11 protein-coding genes and 1 pseudogene are annotated in these 17,621 nt (G+C 44.9%); 5 read left to right on the top strand and 7 right to left on the bottom strand.

What is annotated here, in order from left to right; translation table 11 throughout:
- From ACRBG0_RS02535 to ACRBG0_RS02520, 4 genes are all read right to left on the bottom strand, one after another.
- Window positions 1–2,382: ABC transporter permease (locus tag ACRBG0_RS02535; RefSeq protein ID WP_431485355.1), on the bottom strand; the 2,382-nt coding region annotated here is incomplete at its 3' end.
- Window positions 2,383–2,529: 147 nt separating this feature from the next.
- Window positions 2,530–3,216: an ABC transporter ATP-binding protein gene (locus ACRBG0_RS02530; protein WP_431485354.1), complete on the bottom strand. Its 687-nt coding sequence runs from the start codon at window positions 3,214–3,216 to the stop codon at window positions 2,530–2,532.
- A gap of 121 nt (window positions 3,217–3,337) precedes the next feature.
- Window positions 3,338–3,700 carry a four helix bundle protein gene (locus ACRBG0_RS02525; RefSeq protein ID WP_431485353.1) on the bottom strand — a complete coding sequence of 121 codons (363 nt, stop codon included), beginning with the start codon at window positions 3,698–3,700 and terminating at the stop codon, window positions 3,338–3,340.
- A 63-nt stretch (window positions 3,701–3,763) separates the two neighbouring features.
- On the bottom strand, window positions 3,764–5,014 hold the full coding sequence (locus tag ACRBG0_RS02520) for an efflux RND transporter periplasmic adaptor subunit (protein ID WP_431485352.1): 1,251 nt from the start codon (window positions 5,012–5,014) through the stop codon (window positions 3,764–3,766).
- Window positions 5,015–5,345: 331 nt separating this feature from the next.
- On the opposite strand from ACRBG0_RS02520, the gene ACRBG0_RS02515 reads away from it, so the two are divergent.
- From ACRBG0_RS02515 to ACRBG0_RS02500, 4 genes are all read left to right on the top strand, one after another.
- On the top strand, window positions 5,346–6,725 hold the full coding sequence (locus ACRBG0_RS02515) for a sigma-54-dependent transcriptional regulator (RefSeq protein ID WP_431485351.1): 1,380 nt from the start codon (window positions 5,346–5,348) through the stop codon (window positions 6,723–6,725).
- 394 nt (window positions 6,726–7,119) lie between these two features.
- Complete coding sequence (locus ACRBG0_RS02510) at window positions 7,120–8,115, top strand: glycosyltransferase family 9 protein (RefSeq protein WP_431485350.1); 996 nt, start codon at window positions 7,120–7,122, stop codon at window positions 8,113–8,115.
- A 152-nt stretch (window positions 8,116–8,267) separates the two neighbouring features.
- The gene (locus ACRBG0_RS02505) at window positions 8,268–9,302 is read left to right on the top strand and encodes a PorP/SprF family type IX secretion system membrane protein (protein WP_431485349.1); all 1,035 of its coding nucleotides are present in this window, start codon (window positions 8,268–8,270) and stop codon (window positions 9,300–9,302) included.
- A gap of 86 nt (window positions 9,303–9,388) precedes the next feature.
- Complete coding sequence (locus tag ACRBG0_RS02500) at window positions 9,389–11,980, top strand: OmpA family protein (protein WP_431485348.1); 2,592 nt, start codon at window positions 9,389–9,391, stop codon at window positions 11,978–11,980.
- Window positions 11,981–12,149: 169 nt separating this feature from the next.
- Here the strand turns inward: ACRBG0_RS02500 and ACRBG0_RS02495 are convergent, their stop codons facing one another.
- Together ACRBG0_RS02495 and ACRBG0_RS02490 are read right to left on the bottom strand one after the other, a co-directional pair.
- On the bottom strand, window positions 12,150–14,576 hold the full coding sequence (locus ACRBG0_RS02495; RefSeq protein ID WP_431485347.1) for a penicillin acylase family protein: 2,427 nt from the start codon (window positions 14,574–14,576) through the stop codon (window positions 12,150–12,152).
- A 731-nt stretch (window positions 14,577–15,307) separates the two neighbouring features.
- Window positions 15,308–15,790, bottom strand: coding sequence for a DUF1573 domain-containing protein (locus ACRBG0_RS02490; RefSeq protein WP_431485346.1), 483 nt, complete (start codon window positions 15,788–15,790; stop codon window positions 15,308–15,310).
- A 470-nt stretch (window positions 15,791–16,260) separates the two neighbouring features.
- On the opposite strand from ACRBG0_RS02490, the pseudogene ACRBG0_RS02485 reads away from it, so the two are divergent.
- Window positions 16,261–16,914: pseudogene (locus ACRBG0_RS02485) on the top strand (thiamine pyrophosphate-dependent enzyme); the annotation flags it as partial.
- Between the two features lie 72 nt (window positions 16,915–16,986).
- On the opposite strand, the gene ACRBG0_RS02480 reads toward ACRBG0_RS02485, so the two are convergent.
- On the bottom strand, window positions 16,987–17,508 hold the full coding sequence (locus ACRBG0_RS02480; protein WP_431485356.1) for a ribonuclease III family protein: 522 nt from the start codon (window positions 17,506–17,508) through the stop codon (window positions 16,987–16,989).
- Window positions 17,509–17,621: the final 113 nt, after the last annotated feature.

Here is a 17,621-nt window from a genome sequence, read left to right as displayed (position 1 = left end):
GATGGTCACCAGAGCGATCAACAAGGCAATACCTGCTGCCAGGCCAAACATCATCCACGGTAGATCAATACGATAGGTAAAATTATCTAGCCAGCCTTCCAGAAAATAGCTCCCCAGGGGTACTGCGATTAATCCACCAACTAGGATAATCCACACAAACTCTTGTGACAATAGCAGCCACAATTGGCTCACCGATGCGCCCAGTATTTTGCGGATGCTTATTTCTTTAGCCCTGCGCTCTGCCAGATATACAGCCAAGCCCAGCAGGCCCAGTGCCGATAGGAAAATGGCGAGCCCTGCAAAAAGCAAAGCTACCGTACCTATAAAATTGGTGCCACTGAACTTATTTGAATACTCTTCTTCTACAAATTCGTAGTTGAAGGGAGTTGCGGGGTCGTGGGCTTCAAAGATATTTTTCAGGCTGGCCAGGGCCTGCTCCGTAGGTTGATCGGGGCGTAGGCGAATAAAAACAACACTAAACCACTCTGGCATATTCACAAAAATAGTAGGTCGGACAGGTTCGAATGGTGTTTCCATAATCACGTCTTTTACCACGCCTACTACTTGAAAAGGAGCTTCATCCCAAATAATCTGAGTACTCAGTGGATCTTCCAGCCCCATCCGTTTCACCGCTGCCTCGTTCAAAACAAAAGCCGAGGTATCTGCTCCGGCATAATCCCGGAATGGTCGCCCCTCTATTAATTGAAGGTCAATAGTTTCAAAATAGTCCGGTCCGGTCGCCACGAAAGCTACTCCCAGATTATCATCTACCGCTTTTCCAGGCCAACTGATATTGCTCATGTTTGACCATACAGAGGTGATAGGGCTGCCTGATCCCGTTACATTTTCTACCATATTCGAGGCCAACAATTCCCTTTTGATGGTAGCAAAGTTTTCATTAATACCCGGTGTATTCATCACACTTACCAGACGTTCCTGGTTATAACCTTTATCTCTTTCCTGGGCATATTCAACTTGCTGGTGCACGACCAGGCTGCCCGCAATCAACGCAATAGATACGGCAAACTGAGTCCCCACCAACATTCGGCGGCTCCAACTATTACGCCCACGCGAGACTTGATACGTTTTTTGTAATACTTCTTTTGCTTGGTAACGAGTCAAAAAGAATGCGGGGTAGCTACCAGCAAGTAGCGTACTAAATGACAACACCGCCAGAACAACACCCCAAAACACAGGCGACCGCCACGGCAAACTAATGCTTTCGCTGACCAACAAACTAAAATAAGGCAAGAGCAATTGTACTAAAATCAAAGACAATGCAAAAGCTAACATGACCGTAAAAGCCGCCTCTCCCAAAAACTGCGCCATAAGGCCGGTACGGCGGGCACCAATGGCCTTACGAACACCTACTTCCTTACTACGCTTTTCTGCCCGAGCAGTAGAGATGTTTACAAAATTGATACAAGCAATCAACAGCACCAGCAAGCCAATAATTCCGAATAACTTAACATAACGAATCAATCCGGTAGTAGCTTTTCCATCTACGAATTCACCATAAAGGTGCCAATCCTGTAAAGCATGGACGGTAAAAAGAGAAGTATTGTTAGAACTATGGGCTGTTAATACCTCGCGATGCTGGGCTTCTATCTTAGCAATATCTGCAGTGGGCTTCAGTTTAAAATAAATCTGAAAAGAATTATTGTCCCAACTCTCTTTAGCTTCCGCTACCCAAGGCTCCCTTTGTTCTTTCAGGCTGAAAGGCAAAAGAAAGTCGAATGCTATACTTGATTGCTCAGGAATATCTTGAATGACGCCTGTCACCTGCAAACTCACGGTATTGTCAAGGGAAATAGTTTGGCCCAGCGGGTCTTCTTCTCCAAACAGGGTTTCAGCAACAGACTCGCTAATTACAATCTGATTAGGGGCTGCCAAAGCCGTGGCTACATCTCCTTTGAGTAAAGAGAAACTGAATATGTGTAAAAAGTCCTGCTCTGCGTAAATACCTGCTCTCAGCAGACGTTGTTCTCCCCTTACAAGGCTATAGTTTGCGCCCCAATCCGTTGCTGCAGCATAGGCAATACCTGGGGTCTCTTCACGCAACACCTGAACTAACGGCAAGCAAAGTGCACTAAAAACAGACGCTTCGCCATCTTTAGGGGTATACTCCTGCATCCCCCGATAAATCAACTCACTATCCGTATAAATACGATCATACTGCCAGTGATGCTGTACCCACAAACCACTTAGAATAGCGACAGTCAATCCCACCGACAACCCCATAATGTTAATCGTGCTATAGCCTTTGTTCTTCCAAAGCTGACGCCAAGCGGATTTTAGGATAATTTGTAGCATATCGGGGTGTGTTTTTTGTGGAAAAGTGTAAACGTGTAAGGGTGTAAGGGTGTAAGTGATCGTTTTCATAGAATCACCACTTTGCGGTTAATATTATTAGGTTGCGCGAGCTTTAGTCCGCTCTTTTTTTGCATGAACCCTAGAGCGGACTAAAGCCCGTGAAACCTGGTACTAGTGGTCTGTCAACCCTTACACTCATCCAACCTCTACACCAGTCTAAAGATATTGCTGCACGATGTTCTCGGTCACCACCTGACCATCAAGCATCCGGATGATGCGGTTGCCGAATTCAGCACAGTATTGCGAGTGGGTCACCATAATGATGGTCGCTCCTTCCTGGTTAAGTTTTACGAGGGTTTTCATTACGTCGTCGCCATTGTTACTATCGAGGTTACCGGTAGGTTCATCCGCAAGAATCAACTTTGGGTTGTTGATGATTGCACGCCCTACAGCTACCCTTTGCTGTTGCCCGCCTGAGAGTTGTTGAGGAAAGTGATTGCGGCGGTGCATCATGTTCATTTTTTCCAGTACCTCTTCTACACGTTCTTTACGTTCGGCACTTCCTACTTTAGTATAAATAAGAGGAAGCTCTACGTTTTCAAAAACCGTCAATTCATCAATCAGATTGAAGCTTTGAAAAATGAACCCGATGTTGTTTTTCCGTAGATCAGAACGTTGCCGCTCCGAGTAGTTGGAAACTTCGTGTTCCAGGAAGTTGTACTTCCCACCCGAAGGGTTGTCAATCATTCCGAGGATATTCATCAGGGTAGATTTCCCACACCCGGAAGGGCCCATAATGGAGACAAATTCTCCAGCTTTGATTTCGATGCTTACTTCATTCAGCGCCGTTGTTTCCACCTCGTCGGTGCGATAGACTTTGGTTAGGTTTTCCGTTTTTATCATTGTTGTTTGTTTTAGTTTTCGGCCTTCGGCCTTTTGCGGAGGGCTAAGGGCTTAGGGGCGGAGGGCTTTGGGTCTAGTAAGAGGTTGGCTTTCCCATATTAGTCCACCGTTATTGTTTTGATTATTTATTTAATGCTTTTCGGAAGTTTTGGATTTTTCGGCAAAGGATATCTAAACGTTCATAGCAGCTTTCTTTCTCTTCTGTATTCAAATATCCTCTTCGTTGGCAAATGATGACGATATTGGCGCACTCAAAGGCAGATCGGCGAGCATATTTTAGAAATCTTCTAAATTCTTTGTCCGAATCATCGCCCGATCCCTCTGCGATATTATTGCTGATACTAAGGGTTGCGCCTCTCAACTGTTCAGCAAAACGAAAAGACTTTCTTTTTTCAAGCGTATCTGCCAAGTTAAACAGGTCATCGCCCACAGCAACCGCCTCCTGCCAAATGTGTAAGCTCTCGAATCGAAAATGTCTACTCATTATCTTATTTTTTCTATATCAACTCAAAGCCCTTTGCCCTTTGCAAAAAAAAGCCCTAAGCCCTTAATTAAGCACCAACTCCTCCTTGTCCCCATAATTCTCATAACTAGAGACAATGACGATTTCTCCGGGCTGCAAGCCCTCTATGAGTTCGTAATAGTTAGGATTCTGACGACCTACGGTAATATTACGTTTCCGCGCTACCCCGGCAGCTGGGTCAAGTACGTACACCCAATTCCCACCAGTGCTTTGATAGTAGCCGCCTTTGGCCAATAGCATCGCTTGGGTATCATCACTCAGCGATAGTTTTAGCGAAATGGTCTGTCCGCGTTTGATCCGTTCAGGGCGTTCGCCTACAAAAATCAGGTCAACCGCAAAAGAACCATTCGTAACCTCAGGGTAAATCTTATTGATCCGCAAGGTGTAGGTTTGCCCTTCCATCAGGAAAGTGCCTTCTTGCTGTGGGAAAATCCTGTTTATATAAAATTCGTCAATATTAGCTCGAATTTTAAACTGCTCTAATACATCAATCTGAGCAATCCTGTTTCCTCTGATAATCAGCTGACCAACTTCGGTATCAAGCGACGAAATCTGACCATCGATCGGTGCTTTGATGATTAGGTTCTCCAAACTATTCCGAGCGAAGTTCAGGTTGCGTTGCATCAAATCAAGAGTCGAAGCCATCTGATTTTCTTGCATCACTTGAAAGAGTGAATCTTTTTCAATCGTATTTGACAATAGGAGTTGGCGGCGCTTGAGGTGCTCAAATTCGTCACGTGTATCCTCAAATTCTACTTGAGAAATCACCTTGTCTGTGTACAAATCTTGGTTCCGACGATTCCTTTTTTCGATAAGGTCCATTCGAAACTGTACATCTAGGGCCTGATCTTTCAAACTCAAACTTTGCTGATCCATCAAGATACTCGTCTGCCGAATATCGTTGATTTGATTCACTATTTGAGCTTCCTGGTTCAGTACATTAAGCTGTAATTCGAGGTTAGACAAACGCAAAATTTGCTGTCCTTTTTTCACCATCGAACCATTCTCTACAAACACTTCCTCTACCCGGCCACCTTCTATGGCATCCAGATAAACCGTCTTGATCGGTTCTACTACGCCAAACAAGGTGATGTATTCCTTAAAAACACCACGCTGAACGGTGTCTAACAACAATCGTTCCTTTTCGACATTGAGCCTGCTCGTACCAGCATCTTTATATATGGTAGCGATTAGTACCGATGCCAAAGCTAGTCCTACAGCTATTAAGGTAAGTCGTTGCCAAGTCCAGGTTTTCTTTTCTATTTTGCGATCCATGGTTTTCAGTTAAAATCGTGTCGGCCCGGTAGTAGGGTTTTAAGGGGTCTATACGAGTGAAAAATGCTTTGGTCGGGTGACGACATTTCACTACCGGGCGACACGTCTATAGCAAACAGTATATTAAACTCTCTTTATTTAAGGCAAGGGCTGTGCCACAAAAGATAAGCACTGAAAATCAAAGACTTACCTTACGCAAACCTTCCAGAAGGTGAAAATAATTGTGCAATACTGGACAACAACTGTTCAAAAATGAACACTCTTGTGCAACTTTAAGCATTCGTCTTGTATCTTTAGAGCGTATTCTTTTCACCAAGGTCATTTTCACTTCATGAGTAAACAAGTTGCCCGTATTCTCATCATTGACGACGAGGAAGATATCCTTTTAAGCTTACGTCTATTACTATCACGGCATTTTAGTGAAGTCGTTACCGAAAGTAACCCTTACCAGTTGCCTCGCCTCTTACGAGGCAAGCCCTTTGATCTCGTGATGTTGGATATGAATTTCCGTACGGGCGATACTTCCGGGAATGAAGGAATGCGTTGGTTAGAAAAGATAACAGAGCTTTCGCCCGAAACCGGAGTGATTATGATGACCGCCTATGCTGACGTAAAAACAGCCGTTGAAGCCGTAAAAGTGGGTGCGATAGATTTCCTGGAAAAACCTTGGCGCAATGAACGTTTACTCACTACTATAAAAGCAGGGATAGAGCTAAGCCAATCTCGTAAAAAAGTCCAACAACTCACCGATCAGCAGCAAATGCTTGCCAATGATTTGGAACAACCCTTTGGTGAAATCATCGGTAAATCACCAGCTATGCAACGCGTGTTCACCTTGGTTGAAAAAGTAGCCAAAACCGACGCGAATGTCCTCATTTTAGGTGAAAATGGAACAGGTAAAGAAGTAATCGCCAGAGCAATTCACAGGCAATCTCTCCGCAAGGAGAAGGTCTTTATCACGGTAGATTTGGGTGCTATCCCCGAAAGTTTATTTGAAAGTGAGCTCTTCGGCCATAAAAAAGGCGCTTTTACAGATGCAAAAACTGATCGAGCGGGTCGTTTTGAAGTAGCCTCCACCGGCACCCTCTTCCTGGATGAAATAGGTAACCTGTCTCAGCCGCTACAATCCAAATTATTGAGCGCGTTACAAACTCGGCAAGTAACACGAGTAGGCGCCAATGACCCAATAGATATCGATATTCGGCTGATCAGCGCCACCAATATGCCGCTATACGATATGATTAGCGAAGGTAGCTTTCGCCAAGATGTATTGTATCGTATAAATACCGTAGAAATTAAACTGCCACCATTACGTGAGCGCCAGGAAGATATTCCTCTTCTAGTGGAGTACTTCCTCGGGGAATATGCCCGTAAATACCAGAAAGAGAATTTGGAGATCGCTAAAGCAGCCTATCCGCTTCTTCGCTCCTACGCCTGGCCAGGAAACATACGGGAGTTACGTCATGCCGTAGAGCGAGCCGTCATTTTGGCGGACGGAAATCAGCTCACAGCAAATGACTTTATCCTCCAGCCACCAAGCGCTAATAGTAAAAGCAAGGGAGAACCTCACACCGTTAACTTGGAAGAGTTAGAACGCTGGGCTGTACAAAAAGCACTCACAAAAAATGCAGGTAACATCAGCAAGGCGGCTGAAGAGTTAGGGCTGACACGAGCCGCACTTTACCGGCGCATGGCGAAATACGAATTATGACCATTTTGTTTTATTTTAAAAATAAACAAATAAAAATTATCTATTTTTAGATAATTCCCCTATATTCGCTTTCGAGTATTGATGACTATATACTCACTATCAGCGGTAATTAATCTTGCTTGGTCGGCAAGAAGTCTCATCGGTTTTTTTTACGCAATGTTGGCCTCTTTCGGTTCTACCGGGAGAGGGTGTGATAGCGTGTCTCCAGCCTTCATTTCAGGCTGAAGATGTGTGGTGAACCGGACTGGGATTCTAATCCAGTTATTAAGGGTGGGCCCGCCGTGCGGACTATCGCTCACACTCACTTAAACATTACTGCCCCAGTACTATTTTAAGCCAATCTCAAGCCACCACTTTCCATTTCTTCCACTATCTTCGTGCAAAAGAATACTGCTTGGCTACTTCCGTTCCCAAAATCCTCATTATCCGCTTCTCCTCTATTGGAGATATTGTACTCACAACACCCGTCATTCGTTGTTTGAAACAACAACTTGGCGCGGAAGTCCATTTTCTTACCAAGGCTTCCTTTGCCGGAGTACTTAAAGCCAATCCCTATCTCAGCAAAATTTGGACAATTGATAAAAAGGTAAGCGAAATACTTCCTGATCTCCGTGCAGAAAATTTTTCTGCTATTGTAGACCTCCATAGCAATCTCCGCTCTCGCCGTCTTCGATTAGGGCTTTTAGGCGTTCGTGGCTATATCTTTAGTAAGCTAAATTGGCAAAAATGGCTACTTACCCGTTGGAAGGTCAATCGTATGCCAGACCTCCATATTGTAGACCGATACTTAGCCGCAGCAGCGCCACTTGGCATTAACAATGATAAAAAAGGATTAGACCACTTTATTCCTGAAGAAGACAAGGTTAACCCTGATGTGTATGGTATTGCCACACCTTTTGTAGCACTAGTAATAGGAGCAGCACATGCGACCAAACGTCTCCCTATGGAAAAATTAAGGGAACTCTGTCAAGCGTTACCTATTCCTGTTGTGCTACTCGGTGGCCCTGATGATAAAGAGACCGGCCTACAAATAGCAGACAAACTGGATCATGTCCATAACTTATGCGGTAAGTTACGGCTGCACCAATCTGCTGACATGCTGCGACAAGCAGAGGTTGTTATATCACATGATACCGGATTAATGCACATGGCAGCAGCTCTTTACAAACCAATTGTCTCCATTTGGGGAAATACCGTCCCTGATTTTGGTATGTACCCTTACTTACCAGGTCAGCCTGCATTGAATATTTCTTTTGAAGTACCAGCACTTTCTTGTCGGCCATGTTCTAAAATCGGCTATGACAGTTGCCCTAAAGGACACTTTAAGTGTATGAAACTCCAGCAGATACAGGCTATTGCCCAACATGCCATAGAAAAAATGACACCCTAAGAATGACTAATTATATGTCATCTACCCGCATTATTCCAATAAGATTGTTGGTCATCAACGGTATTTGCACTATTGTTGTCTTTGCTTTAGCTAAAAAGATTTATCTTTCGGCTTAGAGCAAATAAATTACGCTAATCTTGAAAAATCCTTCTATGAAGCTCAGCAGACTTTTACCCATTTTAGTACTGCTCTTTTGCTGGCAAGGCCTCTCTGCCCAAGATGTACACTACACATTATTCGACTATTCCCCCTTACGCAGCAACCCTGCATTAACAGGAGCCTTTGAAGGTTCTGTGCGTATTGGCGGCATTTACCGTAGCCAATGGTTTACAGTAGGTGATGCTACGGAATTTGGAACCCCCTCCTTTTATGCTGACGCGCCGATTATTCGTGGCTTCAGAGAACAAGACTGGATCGGGGTAGGATTATTTGTAATGAGTGACAAATACGGCAGAAATGACCTTCAGACCTCTGGCGGGCAACTCTCAGCAAGCTACCATCTGGCTAATAAAAAAAGAACTAGTATTCTTACTTTAGGTGCACAATATGGTCGGATGCAGCGCAGTATCAACTACAACAGTCCTATCTACGAACAAATCATTGCTATTAATTCAGGTGGTCTTGGTTTACCTCCTGCCGATGGCGAATTTGGCCAGACCCAGGAAGAAATGACGGACTTTACCGACATTAACGTTGGTCTTCTTTATCGCGCCAAAATCGACAAAATTTCTAGCATAGAGATTGGGTTGGCCGGCCTTCACCTCAATACGGATGACAATGCCTTGTTGACCGCAGGAGGGCTACCTAGTAAGCGGGAGATAACCGCTATTGGACATGCCATCTACGAAAGAGAACTTGATAACGATTGGAGTATCAACCCTAAGTTATTCTGGCAAACCACCGAAGCTGGCGGTAATGAAATCCAAGTTCAAGCTTGGGCCGGTAAACAAATGAATGCTGATTTCAAAATCAACTTCGGCCTTGGTTACCGTGCTGGTGATGCTGCCAATATTCTTTTTGGTATCGACTACAAAGACTTGCGTGCAGCGCTTGCTTATGACTTGACAGTAAGCAGTGCCAATTCTATCACCAACTACCAAGGTGGCTTTGAATTAGGTGCTTATTACATCATCAAGATTTACAAGCAACCCGAGTTGCCACCGACCATTTTGTGTCCTCGCTTCTAATTGCGCGTCTTAAAGTGGAGCAGCTACACCCTAAACAAGCTGCAAAAACGTTTTACTACTATTACAAAAAGTCAAGCTTTCGAGCTATGAAGAATATTTTTAGCCTGATTTGTTGTCTTGTGCTGAGTACTGCTTTTCTCTCCGCACAACCTATTGGAACCTCTTCCTACGAAACCATGCTGGAACTCGGGGAAACGGCAATGGCCAGTAATGATTATTACCGTGCCTTGGAACAGTATGAACTGGCCTATGAAGAGCGCGAGGATGAAGAACTCATCCCTATTCTTGCTGAACTTAACTATCAATTGCGGGATTATCGCCAGGCAGAACGCTGGTACAAGCGCTTATTGCGCCGCGATACCGAAAACGAGTTCATTGAGCAACGCTACAAGTATGGTCGCACCCTCAAAATGCAGGGTAAGTACGATGAAGCCATGCAAGAATTCCAACAATACTTGGACGCCGGTACTGATGCCGAAAAAAAGCGTTTAGCGCAAATGGAACTAGCAGGCGCAGAACTAGGTATGTCTCTACCAGGAAATGCCCAGGGAGTAGCAGTGGAAGCACTGGATCGTAAAAAAATCAATACTCCCGTGTCTCAGTACACGCCTGCACTAAGCCCTTCTGGCCGCACCCTTTACTATGCATCCTGGGTGGGTAAAAGCGTAGGGAAAGAAATAATTGAAGTAGATGACCAAGATGATCCCGAAAAATTCGCGCGTATCTTCCAGTCACAGATTACTGTAGAAAAAAACCGTGAGGGCGTAGAGGTGGTGGAATATCAAGATCCTGAACCACTGGGCGTAGAAATCAACCGTCCAGGATACCACAGTGCCAATGTATCCCTTTCACCAGATGGTCGCCGGATGTTTTTCAATCGGATTGTATTGACAGGTAATGTACCTTCAGAATCAAAAATCTACCTCAGTGAGGGCGGTGACGGCGCTTGGAAAAGTGCAAACGAAGTCGTAGGTGTCAATGGTGATTACCTGGCCTTACAGCCTTCTGTTGGTGAACTTTACGGCAAAGAAGTACTCTTCTTTGTAAGTAATATGGATGGTGGCGAAGGCGGCATGGATATCTACTATGCTACTCATCAAGGAGAAGGTGTATATGGTGATCCTGTAAACCTTGGCCCTGGTATCAACACCCCTGCTGATGAAATGACGCCATACTGGTTTGATGGTACCCTTTACTTCAGTTCTGATGGCTACCCATCTTTGGGTGGTTTAGATATCTTCTATGCTGTTTGGAATGGCACAGAATGGTCGGAGCCCAACAACATGGGTAAAGCCTACAATACGGAAGCAGACGAAATGTCTTTCCGGCTTTACGACGAAGGGTACAAAGGCTTCTTTACCTCTAATCGCCCGGAAGGACGTTCTGTACGTGGTAAAACTTGTTGTGACGACATTTACGGATTTGCTATCGCTCGCCAATTCGTTGACTTGGTAGTAGGTGTGTTCAATGAAATTGACGAAGCACAGAAAATGCCCAAGCGCGAGCCCCTCAAAGGAGCAACCGTCCAATTGATCGACAATGGTCTAGCTGCTGGAGCAGAAGGAACACAGTCCCTTACCATGAATAGTGGTAACCGCTTTGATTATGGCCTCAACTTTGAACGTTCTTACACGGTCATTGCTAGCCATCCAGACTTCTTCCCAGATACAACAACTTTCACAACGATGGGCGTTGTAGATAGCAAAACTTTCGAGGAGCGTTTCTTTCTCAAGCCTCGTCCGAGAGAGCCGGAATACGAAACAGTGGTCACCAATCAGCCTATTGTAATGGAAAATATCCTTTACGATTTTGATGATGACCGCATCACACCTTCCGCAGAAATCGACCTTACCTTGATCTACGAGATCATGACGCAGTATCCTGATATGAAAATTGAATTAGGATCACACACAGATTCACGTGGTGAAGACAACTACAATAAAGATCTTAGTCAGCGCCGGGCAGATTCTGCACGCCGTTGGTTGATGCGCAAAGGCATTGATCGTTCACGTATTGTGCCTCAAGGATACGGTGAAACTGTACCACAAACAGTAACTGCAAAAGTAGCAGGACAGTTTCCTTACCTAAAGGAAGGCGACCTTCTCACTGAGGAATACATTCTCGCACTTCCTAACGAAGAGCAGCAAGAAGAAGCGTTCCAGCTTAATCGTCGGACAGAGTTTAAAATCCTTGAAGGTCCAACCAGTATCGAGATTAAAACTACCCGCCTCAAAAAGCAGGATGAGAATGATCGCGGAAGCAATATTGGTACTCAGGTAGAACAAAATGACCCTATAAAAATTTCTCAGATGTCTACCCTCTACGGGCAAACGAACCTGAAGAATGTACCAGTCATGCAGTTCACTGAGCGCACGAAAAAAATTGGTGTTGTAAAGAAAGGCGAGAAGCGCACCTTCAGTTACACTTTTACCAACCGTGGTGATACAGATTTGATTATCGACCTTATTTCTGCCTGTGATTGTACCGCAACCAATCAGGACGATCTGGTCGGTAAGCGTTTCAAGCCAGGTATGTCTGGAACAATTGAAGTTGTTTTTGACAGTGCCGATAAAGACGAAGACGAAACCATTGATATCGACATCTACCTTCGTAATAACGATAACCAAGGTAATCCCATCGTAGAAATGTTGAACTACAGCTTTGGCCTGAAGCTCTAAATCCCTTCGGGTTTATTGCAACGACAAAAGCCTTTTCCTTGACAGGAAAAGGCTTTTGTCGTTTAGTACAGAATGAAAAGTCAGCATAAAAAACATAAAGACCAGTTAACCAATTAATTGGTTTTTATGTTTTCCGCCTCCCTGAACAACCTTCATCTTTCCAAGGCAATCATCGCTCAAACACCAATCGCTCGCGTGCTGGCACTTCCTCGGATTTACGATACAACGATAACTCAAAGTACTCGCCCTTACTCCATTCTTCTATGCCTTCCGTATAAAACGGGCTTCCCACATTACCTGAAGAACCTCCTGGCAATACTCCCCAGGCTCGCAAGGGCTTTTCTAAAGAAACCACCATACGCCAAGAAGGTCCAAAGCTGCTGGATAGTGCATTTGGCGTTTCTCTTGCGCCGTCTGAATGAATTAAACCAGAGTCAAAACCAGGAATCCGCGCCAGGTGCCGAATACGTGTACCCCGATGCTCACTCCAGGTTGTTCCCGCATCAATGATGGGCAAAACAGCAGTCATAGCTTGTTGGTAAGCTTGTAGAATGAGGTCTTGCGCTGTTTCCTGCACTTCACTAGCTTGATGGTCGAAAATTAAGTCGTCAGGATTGTCCCGTAGTAGCTCGAGAAAGCGCCATGTTTCCGGAAATAGTACCGGACGATCTTCTGAATTAAGGGCATACACCTCATCAAAGGTCAGTTTATACAAGCTATCTATCCAGCTGTCAAATACAATAGGGGCTTGGGCTTCCGCCCGGTAGACAAAATCCCACTCTTTCAATAAATCAATCCCTCTTTTAGAAAGCCCTTCCCTTTGAGAACTAGCCGCAAGTGCCGCTAACAAGATTGGCATTGCCTCTTCCGCCCGCAGAGAATGAGCATCGTACTGCAGCGCCATCATGTCCTCCGGGCGAGCGTCTTGAACGCCTTCCAAGTGACGATTGATATAACGTCCTCGGTAATCATCGAAACTTCCTAAATAATAATAAGGATAACTCAAATCAGTAGATCTCTGGTTCGCCGAAGCTACAAATTGCCGTTCAGGGTTAATATCTCGGGGAATCTCACTGTAGGGAATAAATCCTGGCCAAGCATTTTCAGAACGACTACCATCCTGTACAAAACGGCCTTGTTCTGGTCGTCGGGCGGGAAAATGCCCCGTAACCGTTAGTGCAATATCATTATCCTGATTGGCATAAACCACATTTGAACCTGGATTATCAAAAGCCCGCAACGCTGAAATGTAACCATCCAGATCTGTAGCACTAGCTAAATTAAGGAATACTTCTACATTATCAGAATTTTCGTCAAAGGGAGCATCATGTGCTGCCCAACGCAGTGCCAAATTGTAGTACTCGTCCTCTGGTTGATCATAGACCACTGGTCCGAAGATAGTCCAAGGAGTTTCAACAATCGTTAGCTGATCCATTCCACGTACCTTGATCGTATCCTTAACCCAATCAACAGCAGTCGCCTCACCATCCAACCAATAATGCGTACGAGTAGTGTCCGTCCAATTGATTCTATACCAATCAGCAACATCTTGCCCTACATTGGTAATTCCCCAGGCAGTCGCCTCATTAAAACCAATAAGAATGCTAGGTAACGACGGCAAAGAAACACCATAAATATTGTGCTCCCCATATACCAGATGAACCTCGTACCAGATAGAAGGGAGCGTAAGACTTAAATGAGGGTCATTACTCAAAAGCGGCACCCCACTGGCTGTTTTACTACCAGATAAAGCCCAATTGTTACTACCAATACCTTCTGGTGATTGAGATAACTCAGGGAAAGAAAGCGTCCCTATTCTTTCTCCAGCTAAATCTTTGGAGGTATCCTTTACCTGATTTAACCAAGGGGTTGATGCTATAACCGGTGACTGTGCTGAATTGTGTGCTGGATATAAATGCTGGAAAAGGCTATCGCCCAATAAGGCCCGCGCATTGGTAGTGGCAAGATCCCTGTTACGAAAACAAAGTGTCTCTGCCATACTTTTGGAAAACAACGCACTTTTTAAAGGTGTCCATAATTCGGGAGCAAAACCAAGCAGTTTAAACTCAACGGGATAATTCTTAGGCGCCAATTGAGTAATATAAGCATTGGCCCCATCACAATAAGCAGCGATAGCTGCTGCTGTCTCCGGGTTTTGCTGCCAAGCCTCGGCTGTTCGCTGGGCGGCCACTATCATCCCTTTTCTTCGCTGGATACGATCACGTTCCAATAAATCAACACCTAAAATCTCTGCCAACCTTCCGCTAGCTGAACGGGCAGAAATCTCCATTTGAAACAGGCGATCCCGCGCGTGGAGGTACCCCTGTAAATAAAGCGCAGACTCTTGGTCGGCTGCAAAAATATGGGGAATACCCCGCTCATCAATAACAACTTCTCCATCTACACCAGCTGGAACAATTAAGGTGGAAGGATCAGATACTTCCGAAGCGTCTGCCTGCTGCCATACACCTGTGAAAGGGTTAAAAAAAGCAGCCAAGCCTGGAAGGCGAGGGCTTATAGTACCGTGTGTATTACCTATATAGATCAGCGATAACAATACCAAGGCTCCTGTTCCAAACTTTAGTAAGCTTTTCATTCCGTTTATTATTTCTATTGTAAGCTCCTCCTGTAGTGACCAAGTTCAAACTTATGAAATTTTCATCAATACTGTTTCAACTCAAGAAGACAGCGCTTGGTAAAAAACAAAGTTCCTTTTTTCCTGACCAGATCCAAACAACAGCACAATACTTCTCTTTCGGCGACTTAGCCTGAAGCGAACAGCATTATTCCCCTCTTTCTAGCTGATAAAGTGAAGACCTCGTCTATAGCTACTGTACATAGTTACAAAAACAGGCAACAAAAACACCACAAACAACTATTAATCAACAGCCTAAAACAAACAAAACTAAAATACACTGTCACATTTTTGTTTTTTTATGAAAAAAAATAAAAATGTCACTTTGTTAGAAATAGCAACAGCAATAAACCCCACACCTTTACATTATAAAAAATAATAATTCAACACAACCCACTGAATACAAGTGATTTAAGTACAAATAAACGAAAACCACCATGTATAAAGTAACGTAAATTGTTGCATGGTAAAAAAAAAGGCTTTATTATTGCGTTATCAAAAAGTAGTTTTTGTGTTTATTTGTTTGGGTTAGAGGCCCTTGCTTCCCTTGAAGCAAGGGTTTTTCTTTTTCTAAAACCTACCTACTTTATTTGATTAACCGCAAAAAAAATCCCGGATACAACCACTTTCATGGTTCTATCCGGGAAATCATCTGCCCCAGCACTAGCTAGGTAGACCTTAACAACAGTAGCTTACTTGCCACCACTGTTAAACATACCACCTTCATTGGTAGGTACACCAGCTGGTTCTTCTGGCTTCTTCTCTACTTTTCCTTTGATGGTTAGAACGATTGGCTCTTCACCTACATTGGTCGTAAGCGTTACACGCTTAGTGAAAGGACCTACACGGTTAGTATCGTAACGAACCTTGATTTCAGCAGAGTTACCTGGTAAAATAGGCTCCTTTGGGTAAGTAGGAACAGTACAACCACAACTACCTTTAGCATTGGTGATTACCAATGGTGCAGTACCAGGGTTCGTAAACTCGAAGAAACGGTAAGGATCTGAACCTTGTTCGATCGTTCCGTAATCAACAGTAGTTTCTGTAAATTCCATCTGAGGACCGTCGGTAGAAGAAATTTCAACTGATTCTTCTACAGGTGCTTCAATCACCTGAGCAGTCAGGGAAATGCTCAAACCTAGAGCCAAAAATAAGAAAAGGGATATACGCTTCATGAGCTAAGTTTTATTGATTGGTTTCAATTTGTAATTTGATCTCCACAAAAATAGGTGATTTAAACCCATTTTAAAAGCCAAAAGACCAGATAGTGGGGTTAATGATTAGTTAATAAGCTATTTGCAATTCTGACGATAACACTACTAACGAGTCACTATTCTTCAAATGCCGATCTGAAAACGAAAGAAAGATATATTAACAGCGCATACAGTAGCATTTTAACAGAATTTTAATTATTTTTGAAGCTAGAAAAAACACCCATTCAGAATTTAATTTCGACACAGCGTGATTTCGCCGTTAAAAAATTGCATTATTTTCATTTTACTTATCCAGTGTCGATGTTCTTAATTTGGACTAACCACCCATTTTATCTGAATGGGAAGCATATCGCTCCCAGATTTTTCGAATAGTCTATAAACCACTATTAGCCCTTGTTGTTTATTCCTAGCCGACCAAACACGATAGAACCATGTTTAAGCCCGATCTTGCTGCCCTGGCAGAAAACAAGCTAAGACTCACTGCTGACCTAAGTAAGGAAGAGATTCTGAATGATTTTCGCATTTGTTGTATTAGCCGAGAAGTAAGCTTACTGGCCCGCCGTGAAGTACTCACAGGCAAAGCTAAATTTGGTATCAGCGGGGATGGAAAAGAAGTCCCCCAAGTTGCTATGGCACGCGCTTTCCGCAAAGGCGATTTCAGATCTGGATACTACCGCGATCAAACGTTCATGTTTGCCATGGGCTTGTTGGATATCGAAGCTTTTTTTTCCCAGCTATACGCTGACACAGACAACGACCCCTTCTCTGGAGGTCGCCAAATGAATGCCCACTTCGCTACCCCAACCATTGACGAAGAAGGAAATTGGCAGGATGCTACTACATTATATAATGTAAGTGCAGATATCGCACCTACGGCAGGACAAATGGCCCGCGCACTTGGCTTAGCATTAGCCAGTAAGAAGTACCGCAGTAACGAAGCATTACGAGAAAATAAATTCTCAAAAACGGGTCAAGAGGTTAGCTTTTGTACGATTGGTGATGCCAGCACCTCGGAAGGCGTCTTCTGGGAAACCCTTAATGCTGCATCCGTACAACAAGTGCCTTTAGCTGTTTTTGTTTGGGACGACGGCTACGGTATCAGTGTTCCCAAAGAACTACAAACGGCCAAAAGCAGTATTTCAACAGCCGTGAGCGGCTTAGCCACAGAACAGGATAAAACGGGGTTTGCAATTCATAATCTCCAAGGCTGGAATTACGCACATCTCGTCGACCAAATCCAGCTGGGGATTGAACAAGTAAGAGAGCGCCACGAGCCGGCTCTTTTCCATATAGAGGAACTGACCCAACCCCAACGCCCGAGCAACCTTGACCAGGGACGCCTCAGCGACCAACGAGGCCCGCAGGCGAGTGAGTTCGCCCTCCGCAAGCTCGGGGAAGCGCCGCCACACCGCATCGGCCGCGACGAGGTCGAGCACGGCATCGCCGAAGAACTCCAAACACGCATTGCTGGGCCACCCGGCGTCGGTGTGCTCGTTGGCCCAAGAGCCGAGGGTCAGGGCCACGCGCAGCAGCCCAGGATCGGCAAACGTGTAGCCGATCGCAGCCTGCAGGGCTTCCAGGTCGTACTCCGCGGCCGGCTCCGTGCCATCACCCAGCCGCAGCGCGGGCTCGGGCAGCCCACGCAGGACCTTCGGAAGCCTCGTCACGACCCGCAGCATACGCCCATCTGGACGTCCGCCGCGCCCCCGGCGTACCATCGCGCCGAAGCGGCCATGAAAGAGCACATCGCAACGATCACCGACCTGCTCCTGGGAGCCGCGTACGCGGACAA

Source organism: Lewinella sp., from assembly GCF_050633125.1.
GTDB lineage: Bacteria > Bacteroidota > Bacteroidia > Chitinophagales > Saprospiraceae > Lewinella.
This window is presented reverse-complemented; position numbering and strand designations above follow the sequence as displayed.

Bases quoted from the DNA above. Each gene is read 5' to 3' on its own strand.
- ACRBG0_RS02530 (WP_431485354.1), bottom strand. From the start codon at position 3,216: ATGATAAAAACGGAAAACCTAACCAAAGTCTATCGCACCGACGAGGTG.
- ACRBG0_RS02525 (WP_431485353.1), bottom strand. From the start codon at position 3,700: ATGAGTAGACATTTTCGATTCGAGAGCTTACACATTTGGCAGGAGGCG.
- ACRBG0_RS02520 (WP_431485352.1), bottom strand. From the start codon at position 5,014: ATGGATCGCAAAATAGAAAAGAAAACCTGGACTTGGCAACGACTTACC.
- ACRBG0_RS02515 (WP_431485351.1), top strand. From the start codon at position 5,346: ATGAGTAAACAAGTTGCCCGTATTCTCATCATTGACGACGAGGAAGAT.
- ACRBG0_RS02505 (WP_431485349.1), top strand. From the start codon at position 8,268: ATGAAGCTCAGCAGACTTTTACCCATTTTAGTACTGCTCTTTTGCTGG.
- ACRBG0_RS02500 (WP_431485348.1), top strand. From the start codon at position 9,389: ATGAAGAATATTTTTAGCCTGATTTGTTGTCTTGTGCTGAGTACTGCT.
- ACRBG0_RS02495 (WP_431485347.1), bottom strand. From the start codon at position 14,576: ATGAAAAGCTTACTAAAGTTTGGAACAGGAGCCTTGGTATTGTTATCG.
- ACRBG0_RS02490 (WP_431485346.1), bottom strand. From the start codon at position 15,790: ATGAAGCGTATATCCCTTTTCTTATTTTTGGCTCTAGGTTTGAGCATT.
- ACRBG0_RS02480 (WP_431485356.1), bottom strand. From the start codon at position 17,508: ATGCTGCGGGTCGTGACGAGGCTTCCGAAGGTCCTGCGTGGGCTGCCC.